This is a genomic window from Agrococcus sp. GCM10030265 (genome assembly GCF_042666675.1).
In the GTDB taxonomy this organism is placed as follows: Bacteria; Actinomycetota; Actinomycetes; order Actinomycetales; family Microbacteriaceae; genus Agrococcus.
In genome coordinates, this window is record NZ_JBHTCZ010000001.1 from 740,845 (window position 1) to 760,700 (window position 19,856).

Consider the following 19,856-nt stretch of genomic DNA (forward strand, 5'->3'; position numbering starts at 1 on the left):
CTATCGATCTCGTCACCTTGACGACAAACCGTCGACCGGGTTATCGTCGCAATGACGACAACCCGAGGAGGATCGCATGGCCACCATCACCCGCATCCCGTTCCTGCGGCACTGCAGCACCGGACCGACCGCATTCGTGCAGCACATGACCCGGGGCGTCGTGCGTCACGCCGGGCCCGGCCAGGCGTTCTGGTTCCGCGCGATCGACGCGACGATCAGCGAGGTGCCGCTCGACGACCGCGAGCTGCCCGTGCTCGTCACGCTGCGCACCGCCGACCTGCAGCAGCTCACCGCACCCGCCACCGTCACCTTCCGCGTCGCCGACCCCGAGCTGGCAGCGCGGCGCATCGACTTCTCGATCGACCTCGGCTCCGGCGTCTGGCTCGAGCAGCCGCTCGAGACCATCGCGGCCATGCTGCACGGCGCCACGGCCGCCGCCGTCGTGGCGCTGCTCGCAGCCGACCCGCTCGAGCGGGCGCTGCGCGCCGACCCCACCGAGCTCGGCCGCCGCGTCACGGGCGCGCTCCTCGCCGACGCACGCATCGCCGCCGTCGGCCTCGAGGTCGTCGGCGTGCGCTTCGGCCTGCTGCGCCCCGAGCCCGACGTCGAGCGCGCGATGCAGACCCCGGCGCGCGAGCGCATCCAGCAGGATGCCGACAAGGCGACGTTCGCCCGCCGCGCCCTCGCCGTCGAGCGCGAGGCGGCGATCGGCGAGAACGAGCTCGCGAACCAGATCGAGCTCGCCCGCAGGCAGGAGGATCTCATCGCGCGACGCGGCGCCAACGCGCGGCGCGAGGCGGAGGAGGCCGCAGCGGCCGGCGCGATCGCCTCCGACGCCGAGGCGGCGAAGGTGCGCACGGTCGCCGAGGCGCGAGCGGACGCCGACCGCGCGCTCGGCGAGGCGAAGGCGGCTGGCGAGCGCGCCCGGCTCGACGCGTACCGCGATGTGCAGCCCGCGGTGCTCACGGCGCTCGCCATGCAGCAGCTCGCCGCGAACCTGCCGCACATCGAGCGACTCACGGTGACGCCCGACATCCTCACCGACGTGCTCGGCGGGCTGCTCGGCGGTGGCGGCGCGGCGGGCACGGGTCGGCCCGCGACGACGGTCGAGCGCTGACATGCCCGCCCCTCGCGTCGTCGTCGTGCGCCGCGCCACCGAGCGCGACGAGCTCGTCGCCGCGCACGGCACGCTCGGGCAGGCGGGCTTCTTCCTGCAGATGCGCGGGCAGTCGCTCGAGCCCGTCGAGGGGCGGCACGCGGCGACGACCGCCGCGCTCGACGCCGTGGCCGCCGCCGTGCCCGCCGACTGGCGTCGCGCATCCGTCGAGCGCGCCGAGCTGTCGCGGTTCGTGTTCGAGCCCGCGGACGTCGTGGTGGTCGTCGGGCAGGACGGCCTCGTCGCCAACGTCGCCAAGTACCTCGGCGGCCAGCCCGTCGTCGGCATCGATCCGCTGCCGGGTGCGAACGCGGGCGTGCTCGTGCCGCACGCGCCCGGCGACGCCGCGCGGCTCATCCGAGCCGCGGCCGACGGGTCCGCGCAGGTCGACGAGCGTGCGATGGTCGAGGTGCGCGTCGACGACGGGCAGTCGCTCGTCGCGCTCAACGAGGTGTTCGTCGGGCAGGTGGGGCACCAGTCGGCGCGCTACGCGCTCGAGGTGGGCGGCGAGGTCGAGCGGCAGTCGTCGTCGGGCGTCATCGTGTCGACGGGCACGGGTGCGAGCGGCTGGTGCCGGTCGATCGCGCGCATCCAGGCGCCGACGCTCGCGCTGCCCGCGCCGACGGATCGCGCCCTCGCGTGGTTCGCGCGCGAGCCGTGGCCCAGCCCATCCACGGGAGCGGATCTCGTCGCCGGGCGGCTCGAGGGCGACGCGGTGCTCGCGCTGCGCGTGGAGTCGGATGCGCTCGTCGCGTTCGGCGACGGGGTGGAGGCCGACCGGCTCGCGCTGTCGTGGGGCCAGCGCGTCGAGCTGCGCGTGGCGTCGCGCACCCTGCGCACCCTCCGCTGAGCCGGCGATCTGGAGGTCTTCGGCCGCTCTTCACCTCACGAGCGGCCGAAGACCTCGAGAAGGGAGGCGGGTGGACTGGTGCATACGGGAGTTATATAATGAGTGCATGCAATCTGGCGAGGTGGTGCGGCTGAGCGCCGCGCTCGAGCGCATCACGCGGCTCGTGCGCTCGGCCGACCTGCCCGGCGGGCTCTCGTCCGTCGCGGCATCCACGCTCTTCACGCTCGCGACCGACGGGCCCGTGCGGCTCACGGCGCTCGCGACCGCCGAGCACGTGACGCAGCCCGCCATGACGCAGCTCGTGCGGCGCCTCGAGCGCGAGGGTCTCGTCGAGCGCCGTCACGACCCGAGCGATGGCCGCGCCGTGCTCGTCGCGATCACGGATGCCGGCGCCGCGCTGAGCGCCGAGCGTCGCGCCGCGCGCGCCGCCGCTCTGGAGCACGTGCTGCGCGAGCTCGACCCCGACGAGCGCCGCGCGCTCGCCGCCGCCGTGCCCGCCCTCGAGCACCTCGCATCGACCCCGGGTGTCTCCGCCTCCGCGCGGTAGCCACCGCATCCCACGCCCCGGCGCCTCTCGCGACGCCGTCGCACGTCACGAGAGAGGACATCCGTCCATGCCCACCGCCACGCCAGCCGCCGCGCACGCCGCACCCCCGAGCCTCCTCCGCCAGCCGAAGGCGGTCTGGGCCGTCGCATTCGCGTGCGTGATCTCGTTCATGGGCATCGGCTTCGTCGACCCGATCCTCCCTGCGATCGGCGAGCAGATGCACGCGAGCCACGCGGAGGTCGAGCTGCTCTTCACCAGCTACCTGCTCGTCACGGCCGTCGCGATGCTCGGCACCGGATGGGTGTCGAGCCGCATCGGGGGCAAGCGCACCCTCATCCTCGGGCTCGTGATCATCGTCGCCTTCGCGGCGCTCGCGAGCCTCTCGCCCTCGATCGGCGCCCTCGTCGGCTTCCGTGCGGGCTGGGGCCTCGGCAACGCGCTGTTCATCGCGACGAGCCTCGCGGTCATCGTCGGCTCCGCGACGGGCGGCGTGCCCGGCGCCATCGCGATCTACGAGGCGGCGATGGGCATCGGCATCGCCGTCGGCCCGCTGCTCGGCGGCATCCTCGGCTCCGCCGGCTGGCAGTGGCCGTTCCTCGGCGTCTCGGCGCTCATGCTCGTCGGCCTCGTGGGCACGATCCTGTTCGTGCCGAACCAGCCGACCACGGCGCAGCCCCTCTCGCTCGGCGCCCCGTTGCGTGCGCTGCGGCATCGCGGCCTGCTCGTGCTGAGCCTCGTCGCCCTGCTCTACAACTGGGCGTTCTTCACGGTGCTCGCGTACGCGCCGCTCCTGCTGGGGTTCGACGCCATCGCGCTCGGGATGGTGTTCTTCGGATGGGGCGTGCTCGTCGCGCTGTTCGCCGTCGTCGTCGCGCCGCGCCTCGAGCGCCGCCTCGGGCTCGTGCCCGTGCTCATCGGCGCATTCGTGCTCATGGCCCTCGACCTCGCGGCCATGGCGATCTGGACCGACGTCGCCGCGGTGCTCGTCGCGACCGTCGTCGTCTCGGGCATCTGCTCGGGCCTCAACAACACGCTCGTGACGCAGGCGGTCATGCAGGTCGCTCCCGTGGAGCGACCCGTGGCGAGCGCCTCGTACTCGTTCGTGCGGTTCTTCGGCGGCGGCCTCGCGCCGTTCGTCGCCGGGGTCGTCGGCACGGCCGTGAGCATCCACGTGCCGTTCTGGATCGCCGTGGTCGCGATCCTGGGTGCCGTGGCGCTGCTCGCGGCATCGGGCCACCGCATCACCGCGGGGGTCGAGGCGGCCGAGGCGGCCGCCGAGCGCGTGCTGCCGACGGTGGCCGGCGACGCGCCGGCCGAGCCCGTCGTCCTCGTCGACGACCGGCTCGACGAGCACGCCTCCGCCATCCGCGAGGCCGAACGCGAGCGCTCGCACCGCTAGCCGCACCACCGATCGGCGCGCGCCGCAACTCGGGGTGAGCCCCCTTGCGGTGCCGTGCGGGCGGGGCGCACCGTTGGCATGGGGACGGACGAGGTGCGGGGGAGCGGATGCGGGCGATCATGTACGGGGGCCAGGCGCTGACGTCGTCGGATCGGGTCGCGATCGAGCTGCTCGCCTACGCGAAGGCGCTCGCCGAGCACGGCGCGGTCGACGTCGTCTCGATCCCGATCGTGGCCGAGACCGGGGCGGAGTCGTGCGACCTCCTCGTGGGGCTCGGCATCCCGATCGCCGTGGGGCCCGTCGCGGATCCGCTGACCGACATCGTCGGCGCCGACCTCGCGATCGACGATCTGCGCGAGCGGCAGGCGCGGCTCGCAGCACCGGGAGACGACGCGTAGGACCTCGTCATGCGTGACGCGCATGCGCCAGCGGCATCCGGACGGCGCGCGCTCGCCGTGCCGATGGTGCGCGCCGTACCCCGCAGGCAGCGGTACGTCGCCATCTCGACACTCTCGAGCCCGAGCGTTCGAAGCAGCGGCGAGATCGGATTGCGACACTCCGAATGCTTGAGAAGTTCAAAGAAAGTGCTCGTGAAACTTCCTCGAAGGCGGATAGAGTCCGGTCTGGCGCCATGTACCCCGATGCTCCATCGGTCCTTCCTGCGACGCCGTGTTCCCCGTCAGGTTCGAGAGACCCGGAGCGATCGTGCGCGATTCGGCTACACAGCACACCCCCAGCGGATTCCCCAAGCGACTCAAGCGAGCGCTCGCAGGTGCGCTGTCCACGATGCTCGTGGCGGGCGGCCTCGTCGCCGTCGCCGTCGCGAGCCCGGCGATCGAGGCGCCGACGGCGTCTGCTGCGCCGAACTTCACCTGCACCGCTCCTGGCGCACCGACGCTGTACGCCACGGGCAACAGCGCCGCAAACCCGAGCAACCCGCGCGACATCTTCGCCATCAACCCGGTCACCGGCGCTACCTCGGTCGCGTACTCGCCCGGCATCACGGCCAACGTGACGCTGAACCAGCTGGCGGTCTCGCGAGATGGTGCCCAGGTGTTCTGGACCGACGGCACGCTCGCGACCTCGAACGTCTACGAGTACACGCCCGCGACCGACCTGCCGCCGCAGACGACGCCGCGCGGTACGGCGACAGGCGGCACGGCGCAGCCCAACGCCTCGTGGAACACCATGGGTGGCTACGACCTCGCGACGAACCGCTACATCTATGGCGGCGCGGTCTACAACCAGGCCACGGCATCGGCGTCCCTCACGGTGCACTCCTACGATCCCGCGACCAACACGATCCTCCCCAGCGCGGCCACGGTCTCGCTGCCGGGAGCCGCGGGCGGCAACGGTGACCTGGCCTTCTCGCCGGCCGGCACGATGTACGTCGTGACCGGTGGCAACAGCACCGGTACCAACCAGGGCTCGGACAACGCTCAGCTGTACCGCGTCACGGGCGGCATCCCCACGACCGGCACCACGACCACGACCGCGACCGCTCTCGGCGGCCTCATCGACAACGTGCGTGGCCTCAACTCCATCGCGTTCGGAGCGGACGGCTACCTCTATCTGTTCGGCCAGACGCCGACTGGCACCACGACCGGGACCCCGCAGCTCCTGCGCGTCAACCCGTCGAACGGTGAGGTCGTCTCGCGCACGAGCCTGACCGGGCCCGCTGCTGGCGGTCTCACCGACCTCGCGTCGTGCGCCTCGCCCTCGACCGTCCGCGGCGAGGTCGTCCTCGACGAGCCCCGTCAGAGCCCGAACGACCAGTTCCAGGTCGTCATCGGCGGCGGCGACCTGAGCCCCACCGACCCGTCGACGTCGCAGACGACGACCGGCACGGGCCAGGCCGTGACGAACAACCCCGTCGGCCCCGTCATCGTGCTCCCCGGACAGACCATCACGGTCGAGCAGCGCCCTGCGGCCGGCAACGTGACGCCCGGCCCCGACTACGCGCAGGAGTGGGTCTGCCGCGACACGGCCTACGGCAACAGGATCGTCAGCTCGGGCTTCGGCCCGCAGGCGTCGTTCACGATGCCGCAGAACCCGGCGATCGGCTCGAACATCGTCTGCTCCTTCACCACCCAGGAGGCTGTCTCCTCGGCGACGTTCGACAAGACGTGGGTCGACAACGGGCCCATCACGGCGATCGGGCAGACCATCACCTACTCGCTGACCGTGACCAACACGGGCAACGTGCCGCTGCAGAACATCGCGATCACGGACCCGGCCCCGGGCCTCACCATCACTTGCCCCGCCGGCGCGACGACCGTGAACCCGCTCGGCCAGTTCAACACCGTCAACACGGTCACGTGCACCGCGACCCGCGCTGCGACGGCCGCCGACTTCCAGGGCACGGGCACGGTCGACAACACGGCGACCGTCTCGTACACGACGCAGCAGACCCCCGCGGGTGGCGCGCCTACCACGGCCTCCGACACCGCATCCTTCACCCCGAACCGCGACGCACCGCCCGCGCAGGACGACGCATCGAACGGCAACCCCGTCGGCCAGCCCGTCACCGTCGACGTCGTCGGCAACGACGGCACGGGCGACCGTACGTCGGTCACGATCGTCGGCGCGCCCGGCGACGGCAAGCAGCTCGTGGTGCCCGGTCAGGGCACGTGGACGGTGAACCCCACCTCGGGTGCCATCACGTTCACGCCCGAGGCCGGCTTCACGGGTGACCCGACGCCCATCGACTACAGCGTCGCGGGCCCGAACGGCATCCGTGCCGAGGCGACCGTCACGGTCGACTACGCGCCCGGCGCCGTCGCCGACACCAGCGACGCCAACCCGCTCGGCGAGCCCGTCACGGTGCCGGTGCTCGACAACGACTCCGGCCCGATCGTGCCCGGCACGGTCGCGATCGTCGACCCCGCGACCGGCGCCGCGCTCCCCGCCGGCCAGCCGCTCGTCGTGCCCGGCCAGGGCACGTGGTCGATCGACCCCGCCACGGGCGACATCACCTTCACGCCGGCTCCCGGCTACACCGGCAACCCGACGCCCATCACCTACCAGGGCGCGGATGCGCAGGGCACGACGACGCAGGCGACCGTCACGGTGCGCTTCCAGCCGGAGGCTCAGGACGACGCGTCGACGGGCAACCCCGCCGGCCAGCCCGTCTCGCTCACGCCGCTGACGAACGACCGCGGCACGACCGACCCCGCGACCTTCGCGTTCGTCGACCCCGCCACGGGCGAGCCGCTCGCCCCGGGTGCGCCGCTCGTCGTCGCAGGCGAGGGCACGTGGACGTTCGCCCCGGCCACCGGCACGGTCACGTTCACGCCCGAGCCCGGCTTCCTCACCGACCCGACGCCCGTCGACTACCAGGTCTCGGGCCCCGGCTCCGAGCCCACGCAGGCGACGATCACCGTCGAGTACGCGCCGCTCGCGGTCGACGACGAGGACCTCGGCAACGCCATCGGCGACGTCGTGACCGTCGACGTCCTGGCGAACGACGCCGGCGAGCTCGACCCGACCTCCGTCGTCATCGTCGACCCCGTGACGGGCGCCGTCCTCGGCTCGGCCGACGAGGCCTACGTCGTCGATGGCGAGGGCGAGTGGACGATCGACGCCGAGACCGGCGAGATCACGTTCACGCCCGAGGACGGCTTCCTCGGCGACCCGACGCCCGTCGTCTACGAGGTGACGGACGTCGACGGCGAGACGACGCGGGCGACCGTCACGGTCGGCTACGTGCCCGCGGGCACCGACGACGAGTCGCTCGGCAACGCGCCGGGCACCGCCGTCGCCGTCGCAGGCATCGTCGCGAACGACGAGGGCATCTTCGACCCGACGACCCAGGCGTTCTCCTTCCTCGACCCGGCGACGGGCGAGCCCACCGGATCCGCGACGCTCGTCGTGGCCGGCGAGGGCACGTGGGCGTACGACGTGGTCACCGACACGACGACCTTCACGCCGGAGGCCGGCTTCGACGGCGACCCGACGCCGGTCGACTACCAGGTCAGCGACGTCTCCGGCGACGAGGCGACGGCGACGATCACCGTCACGTACCAGCCGGTCGCGCGGGACGACCTCGTCGAGGGCGTCACGCCCGGCACCGTCGTGACCATCCCGGTCCTCGCGAACGACGCCGGCCCGCTCGACCCCGGCACGATCGCGTTCATCGACCCCGAGACGGGCGACGCGCTCGAGCCCGGCGACGACCTCGTCGTGCCCGGCGAGGGCACGTGGTCGGTCGACCCGGCGACGGGCATCGTCACGTTCACGCCCGAGGAGGGCTACGTCGGCGACCCGACCCCCGTCGACTACACGGTGTCGAGCCCCGCGCCCTCGAGCCTGCCGACGACGGCGACCATCACGGTCGACACGACGCCGGATGCCGTCGACGACGTCGACCGCGGCAACGCGCTCGGCGAGACGGTCGAGCGGGACGTGCTCGCGAACGACCTCGGCGACCTCGACCCGGCGACCGTCGTGATCGTGGATGCGACGACGGGTGCCGTGCTCGGCTCGTCCGACTCGCCCTACGTCGTCGCCGGCGAGGGCACCTGGACGATCGACGCTGAGACGGGTGCGATCGCGTTCGCGCCCGAGGCCGGCTTCGAGGGCGACCCGACCCCGGTGACGTACCGCGTCGCCGACCAGTCGGGCGACACGGCCACGGCCCTCGTCATCGTGGGCTACGTCCCCGACGCCTTCGACGACGAGTCGCTCGGCAACGAGCTCGGCACCGACGTCACGGTCGAGATCCTCGGCAACGACGACGGCGCGCTCGTGCCCGGCTCGGTGCAGCTCATCGACCCCGCCACGGGCACGCCGCTCGCAGCGGGCGAGCCGCTCGTGGTCGACGGCGAGGGCACGTGGACGTACGACCCGGCCACGACGTCGGTGACGTTCGCGCCCGCCGAGGGCTTCCTCGGCGACCCGACGCCCATCGGCTACCAGGTCACGGCGACGAACGGCGTCACGGCGGAGGCGATCGTCACGGTCGACTACGACCCGACGCTCACGCCCGACGTCGACCTCGACAACGTGCTCGGCGAGGCCGTGACCGTCGACGTGCTCGGCAATGACCTCGGCGAGCTCGACCCCGCGACCGTCGCGATCGTCGACCCGGCCACCGACGAGGCGCTCGCGCCCGGCGCGTCGCTCGTCGTCGAGGGCGAGGGCACGTGGTCGATCGACCAGGCGACCGGAGCGATCACCTTCACGCCCGAGGACGGCTTCCTCGGCGACCCGACGGTGATCGAGTACCAGGTCGCCGACCAGACCGGCAGCACCGCTCGCACGACCGTCACGGTCGACTACCTGCAGTCGGCCGTCGCCGACGCGGCGCTCGACCAGCCCATCACGGAGCCGGTGACGATCGACGTGCTCGCGAACGACCCGGGCGTCTTCGACCCCGCGACGCTCGCGCTCGTCGACCCCGCCACCGGCGTGGCCCTCGAGCCCGGCGCCGACCTCGTCGTCGCAGGCGAGGGCACGTGGACGATCGACCCCGAGACGGGCGAGGTCACGTTCACGCCCGAGGAGGGCTTCCTCGGCAACCCGACCGTCGTCACCTACCAGGTGGCGAACGCGGGCGGCCAGGTGGTCTCGGCGACGATCACGATCACCTTCCTGGCGATCGCGAACGACGACGAGGACGTCGACAACGAGCAGGGCACGGCCGTGACGGTCGACGTGCTCGCGAACGACGTGGGCGTCTTCGACCCCGCGACGGTCGCGATCGTCGACCCCGCGACGGGTGACGCGCTCGCCGCAGGCGCCTCGCTCGTGGTCGCGGGTCAGGGCACATGGTCGGTCGACCCGGCCACGGGCGCCATCACCTTCACGCCCCAGGCGGGCTACGAGGGCGACCCGACGCCCATCCAGTACCAGGCGACGGCATCCACCGGCACGGTGGCGACGGCGACCGTGACCGTGACGTACGGCATCACCGCCGTCGACGACGCGGCCACCGCACCCGAGCTCGGCGTCGCCGTGACGGTGCCGGTGCTCGACAACGACCTCGGTGCGGTCGACCCCGCGACCGTCGCGATCGTCGACCCGGAGACGGGTGAGGCGCTCGAGCCGGGTGCGTCGCTCGTCGTCGACGGCGAGGGCACGTGGTCGATCGACCCGGCCACGGGCGCGATCACGTTCACGCCCGAGGAGGGCTTCCTCGGCGACCCGACGCCCATCGCGTACGAGGTGTCGGATGGCGACGGCAACGTCTCCGAGGCGATCGTCACGATCGACTACCCGCAGGTCGCGGTGGACGACGCGGCGCTCGACCAGCCCATCCAGCAGCCCGTGACGATCGACGTGCTCGCGAACGACCGCGGCGTCTTCGACCGCGCGACGCTCGCGTTCATCGACCCCGCGACCGGCGAGGCGCTCGCGCCCGGCGCCGACCTCGTGGTCGCCGGCGAGGGCACGTGGTCGATCGACCCGGAGACGGGCGAGGTCACCTTCACGCCCGACCCCGCCTTCCTCGGCGAGCCGACCCCGGTCGACTACCAGGTGGCGAACGCCACCGGGCAGGTCGTGTCCGCGACGATCACGATCACCTTCGTGCCGCTCGCGAACGACGACGCCGACCTGGCGAACCTGGCCGGCGAGACGGTCACGGTCGACGTGCTCGCGAACGACGTGGGCGACTTCGACCCGGCGTCGGTCGTGATCGTCGACGGCGAGGAGCGCGTCACGGAGCTCGTCGTCGCAGGCGAGGGCACGTGGACGGTCGACCCGGCGACGGGCGCGATCACCTTCACGCCCGAGGCCGGCTTCGACGGCGACCCGACGCCCATCGCCTACGAGGTGACCGACTCCACCGGTGACACCGTGTCGGCGACCGTCACCGTGACGTACGGCGTCACGGCGGTCGACGACGAGTCGCGCGGCAACCAGCCGGGTGCCACGGTGACGATCGACGTGGTCGGCAACGACCGCGGTCCGCTCGACCCGACGACGGTGCGCATCGTCGACGGCGACCAGCTCGTCACCGAGCTCGTCGTGCCCGGCGAGGGCACGTGGACGGTCGACCCGGAGACGGGTGCCATCACGTTCACGCCCGAGGACGGCTTCATCGGCAACCCGACCCCGATCGCCTACCAGGTGTCGGATCGGGCGGGCGACGCGTCGCAGGCGCAGGTCGTCGTGACCTACCTGCCGACCGCGGTGCCCGACGTGTCGACGGGCAACGCCCCCGGCACGGCCGTCACGGTCGACCCGCTCGCGAACGACTCGTCGAGCCTCGACCCGACGACCGTCGAGATCCGCGACCCCGCGACGGGCGAGTGGGGCACGTCGGTCACGGTTCCCGGCCAGGGCACGTGGACGGTCGACCCGGTGACGGGCGCGATCACCTTCACGCCCGCACCCGGCTTCACGGGTGACCCGACGCCGATCGAGTACCGGGCGGTGGACGCCGAGGGCAACGTCGCGCAGTCGACCGTGACGATCTCGTACGACGCGGCCGGCCCGGGTCAGGGTGAGGGGCCGGGTGCGCCCGCCCCCGGTCGCCCCGACCTGCCGCGCACGGGCGGCGACGTCGCGACCTGGCTGCTGCTGGCGGGCCTCGGCCTGCTCGCGGCCGGCGGTGCGGCCTGGATCGTCCGTCGCCGACGCGAGGACGGCCAGGAGGCCTGACGCGCTGACGCGCTGACGCGCCGATCACGACGGCCCCGGAGGTTCGCCTCCGGGGCCGTCGTCGTGCCCGGGCCGCTCGAAGGGGGTGACTGGTCGCCCGTTGCGGTGACTGGTCGCTCGCGACCCCGACGAGCGATCAGTGTGGGCAGGGTCAGGCGTAGCGGCGCGCGACGGCGACGAGCTCGGCGCCGTAGGAGGCACCGTGGCTCACGGCGTGCACGGCGAGCGGATGCAGCTGGTGCAGCCCGAGCAGGTCGCGCCAGCCCGGCGCGAGCCCGGCCGCGTCGGCGTGGGCGTCGAGCACCACGTCGAGGTGCGGCAGCCCGAACAGCGCGAGCATCGCGAGGTCGGTGAGCGGATGCCCGCCGTGCGCGGCCGGGTCGATGACGACGGCGCCGGTCGCCGTCCACAGCACGTTGCCGCTCCACAGGTCGCCGTGGATGCGGGCGGGCGCGCGGTCGTCGTCGTGATCGCCGGCCGCGATGGCGTCGCAGACGCGCTCGACGACCCTCGCACCGGCGGCGTCGAGGTGGCCGGCGTCGACCGCTGCGCGCACGAAGGGGCGGATGCGCTGCTCTGCGAAGCCCTCGCCCCAGCTGGCCGTGGGCGTCATCCCCTGATGCTGGCGGCCGATCCATCCGACGCCGTCGCAGCCGGGCGGGGGAGCGTGCCACGCGTCGGCGCCTGCGGCGTGGGTCGCGGCGAGCGCACGGCCGAACGCCTCGGCGTCGGCCCGCGTCGGCCGCGCAGGCTCGAGCCGCTCGAGCTCGATGGTCGCGCCCTCGCGTCGGATGACGCGGGCGACGCGGGCACCACCCACCGTCTCCGCCTCGGCGAGCCACCGCAGGCTCGCGATCTCCCACGCGGCGGCGTCCGCCCCTCCGCGTGCGCGCTTGGTGAACGTCATCCACCCATCCTCCTCGCGACGACGCTCACGGCGAGCGCCGCCCACGGCGAGCACCGCTCACAGCGAGCGCCGCCCGCGGCGAGCACCGCTCACAGCGAGCGCCGCCCACGGCGAGCGCCGCGCACGACGGGCGCCCATCTCGCCTCCGCCGCCACCGGCGCAGCCCACGGCGAACGCCCGCGAGCCGAGCGAGGCCCGCGCGTAGGCTGGACGCGTGAGTCCCACGATCCGTCCTCGCAGGCTCCGACGCACCCCGGCGCTCCGTCGCCTCGTGGCCGAGACCCGCATCCACCCGAGCCAGCTCATCCTGCCGATGTTCGTCGCCGACGGCATCGCCGAGCCGCGACCCATCGGCAGCATGCCGGGCGTCGTGCAGCACACGATCGACTCCGCGAGCCGCGCCGTCGAGGAGGCCATCGCAGCCGGCGTCGGCGGCGTCATGCTCTTCGGCGTGCCGAAGGAGGAGGACAAGGATGCCACCGGCTCGGCCGGCGTCGACCCCGACGGCATCCTCAACCGCGCCACCGCCGCGCTCGACGAGCGCTTCGGCGACGCGACGGTGATCCAGACCGACCTGTGCCTCGACGAGTTCACCGACCACGGCCACTGCGGCGTGCTCGACGAGTGGGGCGGCATCGACAACGACGAGACCCTCGAGCGCTACGCCGAGATGGCGATCGCGCAGGTCGACGCGGGCTCCGCGATGATCGGGCTGAGCGGCATGATGGACGGCCAGGTCGCCTACGTGCGCGACGCGCTCGACGACGCAGGCTACGAGGACGCAGCGATCCTCGCCTACGCCGCGAAGTACGCCTCCGCCCTCTACGGCCCGTTCCGCGAGGCCGTCGGCTCGAGCCTGCAGGGCGATCGGCGCACCTACCAGCAGGATCCGGCGAACGCACGCGAGGGCATGCGCGAGGCGGCGCTCGACGAGGCCGAGGGCGCCGACGTGCTCATGGTGAAGCCCGCCTCCTTCTACCTCGACGTGCTGCGCGACGTCGCCGACGAGGCGCAGGTGCCCGTGTGGGCGTACCAGGTGTCGGGGGAGTACGCGATGGTGGAGGCGGCGGCCGCCAACGGTTGGATCGACCGCGACCGCGCGATCGCCGAGTCGGTGACCTCGATCGTGCGTGCCGGTGCCGACGCCGTGCTCACGTACTGGGCGGTCGAGCTGGCGGAGTCGCTGCGCTGACGCGCCCGCACCCCGGTTCGCGTCTTGCAGGCGATCCGGGGTGGCGGAGGGAAGATGCCCCTCCGACCCCTCGATCACCTGCAAGACGCACACCACGACGACGCAGACGAGCAGGGACGCAGCATGACCGACACCACCACCACGAACGAGGCCCTCTTCGACCGCGCCCGGGCGGCGATCCCCGGCGGCGTGAACTCGCCGGTGCGCGCCTTCGGATCCGTGGGCGGCACGCCGCGCTTCATCCGCAGCGCGCGAGGGCCGTACGTCACCGACGTCGAGGGCGTCGAGCGCGTCGACCTCGTGGCGTCGTGGGGGCCTGCGCTGCTCGGCCACGCGCATCCGGCGATCGTGGATGCCGTGCAGCAGGCCGCGGCGCGAGGCCTGTCGTTCGGCGCCCCGACGGGCGCCGAGGTCGACCTCGCCGAGGAGATCACGCGGCGCGTGCCCATCGCCGAGCGCGTGCGCCTCGTGTCGACCGGCACCGAGGCGACGATGACGGCCATCCGGCTCGCGCGCGGCGCGACGGGCCGCGACCTCCTGATCAAGTTCGACGGGCACTATCACGGGCATTCGGATGCGCTGCTCGTCGCAGCGGGGTCGGGGCTCGCGACGCTCGCCATGCCGGGGTCGTCGGGCATCCCCGACGCGATCGCGCACACGACGATCGTGCTGCCGTACGACGACGAGGCCGCCGTCGAGGCCGCGTTCGCCGAGCACGGCGACCGCATCGCCGCGATCATCGTCGAGGCCGCGCCCGCCAACATCGGCCTCATCGCCCCGCGCCCGGGATTCCACGCCTTCCTCGCGCGCACGGCGCACGCGCACGGTGCGCTGCTCATCAGCGACGAGGTGCTCACGGGCTTCCGCGTGCACCCGTCGGGCATGTGGGGCATCGAGGGCACCGCGGGCGACGAGGCGCCCGACATCCTCACGTTCGGCAAGGTGGTCGGCGGCGGCATGCCGCTCGCGGCCCTCGGCGGTCGGCGCGAGGTCATGGACCTCCTCGCCCCGCTCGGCCCCGTCTACCAGGCGGGCACCCTCTCGGGGAATCCGCTCGCCGTGGCCGCGGGTCTCACGCAGCTGCGGCTCGCCGACGACGCCGTCTACGCGCGGCTCGACGAGGTGGCGGATGCCATCACGGCCGGGCTGTCGGATGCCCTGACCGCCGAGGGCGTCGAGCACGCCATCCCGCGCGTGGGCAGCCTGTTCTCGCTCGCCTTCGCGGCGACCGCGCCCCGCACCTACGACGATGCGAAGGCGCAGGCGACCTTCCGGCACGCACCCTTCTTCCACGCGATGCTCGACGGGGGCGTCGCACTGCCGCCGAGCCTGTTCGAGTCGTGGTTCGTGACGGCCGCGCACGACGACGCCGCGATCGACCGGGTGCTCGCGGCGCTGCCGGCCGCGGCGCGCGCCGCGGCGGCGGCTCGCCCCGCCTGATCCCGGCGAGACGTGGACGCCTGCGGGCCGGCAGCGCGCCTGCGCGCATGCCGCGCCGCACACGTGCGCATCTCGCTGCGTCAAGCCCCGAGCCGACGCGCGGGCGCGGGCGTAGCGTCCGAGCCATGAGTGCTGCAGACGCCACCCACGAGAACCCCGCTGCCGACGCATCGGTGCCGTTCGTCGACCACGACTTCGGCGGCGAGGCAGCCCGCGGCGCGACGCCCGACCACGTCGAGCCCTACGCATCCCACGACGACCCCGCGCCCCGGACGTCGCCCGTGACCCTGCCCGACCACGTCGAGCCGTACGCGTCGCGCGACGACGCCGCGCCGCGCACGTCGCCCGTCACCCTGCCCGACCACGTCGAGCCGTACGCCTCCCGCGACTGACGCGCCGGCGCGCGGCGCCGCGTGGCAGCCCCGCCCGACGGCGCCGCATCCGTGCGTCTCCGCTTCGCAGGCGATGCGGCACGGCCGAGGGAAGATGCCCCTCGGCCACCCGGGATCGCCTGCGAAGCGCGAAGGAGCCCCCGGCGCACCCGCGCGGCGTCAGAACAGCGTCGGGCGCTTGCTCTCGATGCCCTTCATGGCGTCGTAGTCGAGCACGACGCAGCGGATGCCGCGATCCTCGGCGAGCGTGCGCGCCTGCGGCGCGATCTCCTGCGCCGCGAAGATGCCCGACACGGGCGCGATGCGCGGATCGCGGTTCATGAGCTCGAGGTACCGGGTGAGCTGCTCGACGCCGTCGATGCCGCCACGCCGCTTGATCTCGACGGCGATCGTCGCGCCGGCCTCGTTGCGGGCGAGGATGTCGACGGGCCCGATGGGCGTCATGTACTCGCGACGCCACAGCTCGAACCCGGGGCCGAGGAGCTCGATCTGGTCGGCGAGCAGCGCCTGCAGGTGCGACTCGACGCCGTCCTTCACGAGCCCGGGGTCGACGCCCAGCTCGTGCGTGGTGTCGGCGTGCACCTCGTGCAGCCGCACGACGAGCGCGTCGCCCGTCTTCTGGTGCGTCACCGTCCACAGCTCGGTGACGCCCGCATCCGCCTGGTCGGCGCTCGGCTGCGACGTCTCGACGATGCACGGCGGCGACATCCAGTTCAGCGGCTTGTACGAGCCGCCGTCGGAGTGCACGAGCAGCGAGCCGTCGGCCTTCAGCATGAGCACGCGCGTGGCGAGCGGCAGGTGGGCGGTCAGCCGCCCCGTGTAGTCGACGGAGCAGTTCGCGACGACGAGCCTCATGGACGGACCTCTCCGGCAGGGTCGGGCACACCGGATGCGGTGCGCGGCTCGCGCGCGACGGCCGACGTCGCGAGCGAGAGGACGACGAAGGCGAGCACGACCCACATGGCGTCGCGCAGGCCGAGGTGCTCGCCGAGGAAGCCGAGCAGCGGCGGCCCCGCGAGGAAGGCGACGTAGCCGATCGTCGCGACGGCGCCGACGCGCGCCGTCGCCATGCGGGCGTCGTCGGCGGCGGCCGACATGCCGATCGGGAAGCCGAGGGATGCGCCGAGGCCCCACAGCACGGTGCCGACGAGCGCGACCGTCTGATCGTCGACGACGATGACGAGCACGAGGCCGACGGCGGCGAGCGCACCCGTCGCGCGCAGCATCGCGACGCGTCCGAAGCGCTCGATGAGCGGCACGCCCGCGAGGCGGCCCGCGGTCATCGCCGTGAGGAAGAGCGCGAACGCGAGCGCGGCGCCCACCGAGTCGAAGTCGTGCCCGTCGACCATGAGGAGGGTGAGCCAGTCGTTCGCCGAGCCCTCGGTGAGCGCCATGCCCAGCACGAGCGCACCGATGAGCCAGGTGCGCGCATCCGTCCACACCGACAGGCGCTCGCGGAAGCCGACGTGGTCGTCGGGCTGGATCGGCTGCTCGACGAGGCGCGGGCGCACGACGACGGCGAGGCCGACGATCGCGACGAGCACGAGCGTCATCTGCGGCCCCATGCCGAGGCCCGTGGCCTCGCCGAGCGCGCCGAAGCCGGCGCCTGCGACGGTGCCGAACGAGAAGAACGCGTGGAAGATCGGCATGATCGGCTTCGCGAGGGCGCGCTCGTTGGCGGCGCCCGAGAGGTTCATGGCGACGTCGGTGATGCCGTTCGCGAGGCCCGTGACGGCGAGGCCGGCCACGAGCACGCCCATCGATCGCACCTCGACGCCCCAGCCGGCGACGAGGAGGCCGACGGCGACGACGACGACGCCCACCGACACGACGGCGCGCGTGCCGAGCCGGGCGATGACGTGGCTCGCGGTCGACAGGCCCGTGATCGAGCCGATGGAGATGCCGAGCAGCGCGAGGCCGAGCTGGTCGACGGAGATGTCGAGCGCGTCGCGCGCGGTGGGGAAGCGCGCCGCGAGCGATGCGAAGCCGAAGCCCATCGCGAAGAAGATGGCGAACACGGCGTTCCGCCACCGCACCGTCTCACGCATCCCACCATCCTCCCATCCGGCGCACCTACCGTGGGTGGCATGACGCACGAGGTGGATGACGCGGTCGCGGCAGCGGTCGCCCCGTTGCAGCAGCGCATCGCGATGCTCGAGCAGCAGCTCGACTGGCTGTTCGTGCAGGCCGGCTACCAGGCGCCGAACGGCACGATCGCGGCACCTGCGCAGCCGCCGTGGCCCTACCCGGTGTCGCCGGCGGTCGTCGACCTCATCCGTGCGGGCAAGCAGATCCAGGCGATCAAGCAGACGCGCCTCGAGACGAGCCTCGGCCTCGCGCAGGCGAAGGAGCTCTGCGACCGCACGCTCGAGCAGCTCGAGCGCGAGGGCTGAGCGGAGCGGAGCGGCGCGCTCAGCGCGTCGCGCCGAGCACCATCCATGCGTCGGACCGGGCGCGCAGGCCGAGCGTGAGCGCTCGGGCCCCGAGGAACCCGAACCCGAACGCCACCCATACGACGGCGAGCGCCGCGGCGCCGTGCGGCACCGCGGGCAGCAGGGCGAGCAGGAGCAGCGGCAGGTAGAGCGCGAGGTTCACGAGGCCCGTCCACGCGAGGTACCGCGCGTCGCCGGCACCGATGAGCACCCCGTCGAGCACGAACACGAACCCGGCGAGCGGCTGCGCGAGCGCGAGCGGCACGAGCGCCCACGGCAGCAGGCCGAGCACCACCGGGTCGGAGGTGAACGCGCCGCCGACGACCCACGCGAGCGCGAGCATCGCGCCGCCGAGCGCGACGCCGCTCACGAGCCCCCAGCGCACGAGCCGCCGCGTGATGCGCCGGGCGAGCGCAGCGTCGCCCGAGCCGAGCGCCTTGCCGAGCATCGCCTGCCCGGCGATCGCGAGGGCATCGAGCACGAACGCCAGCGTGGAGAAGAGGGCGAAGGCCACCTGCGTGGCGGCGAGCACCTCGGTGCCCTGCTGCGTCGCGACCGCGGTGGTGGCGATGAGCGCGACGCGCAGCGAGAGCGTGCGCAGCAGCAACCACACCCCGACGCCCGCGACCCGGCCGACGGCGGCGAGCGACGGCCGCAGCGACACGCGCTCGCGGCGGGCCTCGCGCACGGCGAACCACAGGAAGAACGCTGCCATGCCCCACTGCGCGATCACGGTGCCGATCGCCGAGCCGGCGACGCCGAGCCCCAGCCCGTAGATGAGCACGACGTTGAGGAGCGCGTTGGCCGTGAAGCCCGCGCCCGCGACGACGAGGGGCGTGCGGGTGTCCTGCAGGCCGCGCAGCAGCCCCGTGGCGGCGAGCACGACGAGCATGGCGGGCAGGCCGAGGATCGAGATGCCGAGGTAGGTCGCGGCGTGCCCCGTGACGTCGCCGGCGGCGCCGAAGAGCGCCACGAGCGGCCTGGCGAGGGGCACGGCGAGCAGCAGCGCGGCGCCCGCCGCGACGGCGAGCCAGATGCCGTCGATGCCCGCGCGGATCGCGCCCGGGCGGTCGCCCGCCCCGAGCCTGCGTGCGACGGCGGGTGTCGTGCCGTACGCGAGGAAGATGAGGAGGCCCACGGCGGTCTGCAGCACGGTGGCACCGATGCCGACGCCCGCGAGCTGCGCCGCACCCAGGTGCCCGACGAGCGCGGTGTCGACGAGCAGGAAGGCGGGCTCGGCCACGAGCGCCCCGAGGGCTGGCAGCGCGAGCGCGACGATGTCTCGATCGAGCAGACGCCGCTCGGCGCGGGTGGATGTCGCGCGCTCGCTCACCGCTCGAGGCTACGCCCGGCCACCGACGCGCAGCCCGAGCGCCGCACGGGTCGCGCCCCCGTCGCTCGCCTCACAGCACGATGTGCTGGCCGCCGTCGAGCAGCTCGCGCGCCACGTCGAGCTGGCCCGCGTGCGTGCTCGTCTCGACGATGACGTGCACGAGGATGCTGCGCACGTCGGGGAAGCGCCCGGCCTCCACCCATCCCGGCTCGGGTCGCAGCGGCGCGGCGTCGAGCGCCGTGGCGGCGATGACGTCGTCCGAGCGCCGGATGGCGGCGCGGTACGCGTCGACGACCTCGCGAGCGCCCATGCCGTGCGGCACCGTCCAGTCGGGGTCGAGCGCGTCGCCCGGGGCGCCCGTCGGCCACCAGTCGAGCGAGCCGCCGGCGACCACCGTCTCGAACCAGTAGCGCTCGTCCGACAGCGTGAGGTGCCGCACGAGCCCGAGCGCGGTCCACCCCGAGGGTGCGGCTGCGCGGCCGAGGTCGGCGTCCGACATGCGCGCGACCTGGGCGAGCACGTGCGCGCGCGCCTCGTCGAGCGCCGCCACCAGCACGGCGCGCTCCCGTGCGTCCTCGACGTCGCCCACGGCATCCACCCTGC

At 73.6% G+C, this 19,856-nt stretch carries 15 protein-coding genes; 10 read left to right on the forward strand and 5 right to left on the reverse strand.

What is annotated here, in order from left to right:
* Positions 1 to 76: 76 nt before the first annotated feature.
* The 6 genes from ACFQPP_RS03625 (at position 77) to ACFQPP_RS03650 (ending at position 11,557) form a co-directional block, all read left to right on the forward strand.
* A complete protein-coding gene (locus ACFQPP_RS03625) occupies positions 77 to 1,117 on the forward strand; it encodes an SPFH domain-containing protein (protein ID WP_376915153.1) in 1,041 nt (346 codons plus the stop codon).
* A gap of 1 nt (position 1,118) precedes the next feature.
* Positions 1,119 to 2,006 (forward strand): hypothetical protein, encoded by an 888-nt coding sequence (locus tag ACFQPP_RS03630; RefSeq protein WP_376915154.1) that lies wholly within the window; start codon positions 1,119 to 1,121, stop codon positions 2,004 to 2,006.
* 106 nt (positions 2,007 to 2,112) lie between these two features.
* A complete protein-coding gene (locus tag ACFQPP_RS03635; RefSeq protein ID WP_376915155.1) occupies positions 2,113 to 2,553 on the forward strand; it encodes a MarR family winged helix-turn-helix transcriptional regulator in 441 nt (146 codons plus the stop codon).
* Positions 2,554 to 2,620: 67 nt separating this feature from the next.
* Positions 2,621 to 3,952 (forward strand): MFS transporter, encoded by a 1,332-nt coding sequence (locus tag ACFQPP_RS03640; RefSeq protein ID WP_376915156.1) that lies wholly within the window; start codon positions 2,621 to 2,623, stop codon positions 3,950 to 3,952.
* 119 nt (positions 3,953 to 4,071) lie between these two features.
* Complete coding sequence (locus ACFQPP_RS03645) at positions 4,072 to 4,350, forward strand: hypothetical protein (RefSeq protein WP_376915157.1); 279 nt, start codon at positions 4,072 to 4,074, stop codon at positions 4,348 to 4,350.
* A 388-nt stretch (positions 4,351 to 4,738) separates the two neighbouring features.
* Entirely contained in the window at positions 4,739 to 11,557 is a 6,819-nt protein-coding gene (locus ACFQPP_RS03650; RefSeq protein ID WP_376915158.1) for an Ig-like domain-containing protein, read from the forward strand.
* Positions 11,558 to 11,708: 151 nt separating this feature from the next.
* On the opposite strand, the gene ACFQPP_RS03655 is transcribed toward ACFQPP_RS03650, so the two are convergent.
* Complete coding sequence (locus tag ACFQPP_RS03655; protein WP_376915159.1) at positions 11,709 to 12,464, reverse strand: fructosamine kinase family protein; 756 nt, start codon at positions 12,462 to 12,464, stop codon at positions 11,709 to 11,711.
* A gap of 214 nt (positions 12,465 to 12,678) precedes the next feature.
* Here ACFQPP_RS03655 and hemB point away from each other — a divergent pair, with 214 nt between their 5' ends.
* From hemB to ACFQPP_RS03670, 3 genes are all read left to right on the forward strand, one after another.
* On the forward strand, positions 12,679 to 13,656 hold the full coding sequence (gene hemB, locus ACFQPP_RS03660) for a porphobilinogen synthase (RefSeq protein WP_376915160.1): 978 nt from the start codon (positions 12,679 to 12,681) through the stop codon (positions 13,654 to 13,656).
* A 123-nt stretch (positions 13,657 to 13,779) separates the two neighbouring features.
* Positions 13,780 to 15,096: a glutamate-1-semialdehyde 2,1-aminomutase gene (gene hemL, locus ACFQPP_RS03665; RefSeq protein WP_376915161.1), complete on the forward strand. Its 1,317-nt coding sequence runs from the start codon at positions 13,780 to 13,782 to the stop codon at positions 15,094 to 15,096.
* 125 nt (positions 15,097 to 15,221) lie between these two features.
* Positions 15,222 to 15,488, forward strand: coding sequence for a hypothetical protein (locus ACFQPP_RS03670; protein WP_376915162.1), 267 nt, complete (start codon positions 15,222 to 15,224; stop codon positions 15,486 to 15,488).
* Positions 15,489 to 15,647: 159 nt separating this feature from the next.
* Here the strand turns inward: ACFQPP_RS03670 and nucS are convergent, their stop codons facing one another.
* Complete coding sequence (gene nucS, locus ACFQPP_RS03675) at positions 15,648 to 16,343, reverse strand: endonuclease NucS (RefSeq protein WP_376915163.1); 696 nt, start codon at positions 16,341 to 16,343, stop codon at positions 15,648 to 15,650.
* Positions 16,340 to 17,536: an MFS transporter gene (locus ACFQPP_RS03680; protein ID WP_376915164.1), complete on the reverse strand. Its 1,197-nt coding sequence runs from the start codon at positions 17,534 to 17,536 to the stop codon at positions 16,340 to 16,342. Before ACFQPP_RS03680 ends, nucS begins: the two co-directional genes overlap by 4 nt.
* Before the next feature lie 39 nt (positions 17,537 to 17,575).
* On the opposite strand from ACFQPP_RS03680, the gene ACFQPP_RS03685 reads away from it, so the two are divergent.
* Entirely contained in the window at positions 17,576 to 17,881 is a 306-nt protein-coding gene (locus ACFQPP_RS03685; RefSeq protein ID WP_376915165.1) for a hypothetical protein, read from the forward strand.
* 19 nt (positions 17,882 to 17,900) lie between these two features.
* Here the strand turns inward: ACFQPP_RS03685 and ACFQPP_RS03690 are convergent, their stop codons facing one another.
* Positions 17,901 to 19,253 (reverse strand): MATE family efflux transporter, encoded by a 1,353-nt coding sequence (locus ACFQPP_RS03690; RefSeq protein ID WP_376915166.1) that lies wholly within the window; start codon positions 19,251 to 19,253, stop codon positions 17,901 to 17,903.
* A gap of 70 nt (positions 19,254 to 19,323) precedes the next feature.
* Positions 19,324 to 19,842 carry a DUF664 domain-containing protein gene (locus ACFQPP_RS03695; RefSeq protein WP_376915167.1) on the reverse strand — a complete coding sequence of 173 codons (519 nt, stop codon included), beginning with the start codon at positions 19,840 to 19,842 and terminating at the stop codon, positions 19,324 to 19,326.
* Positions 19,843 to 19,856 lie beyond the last annotated feature (14 nt).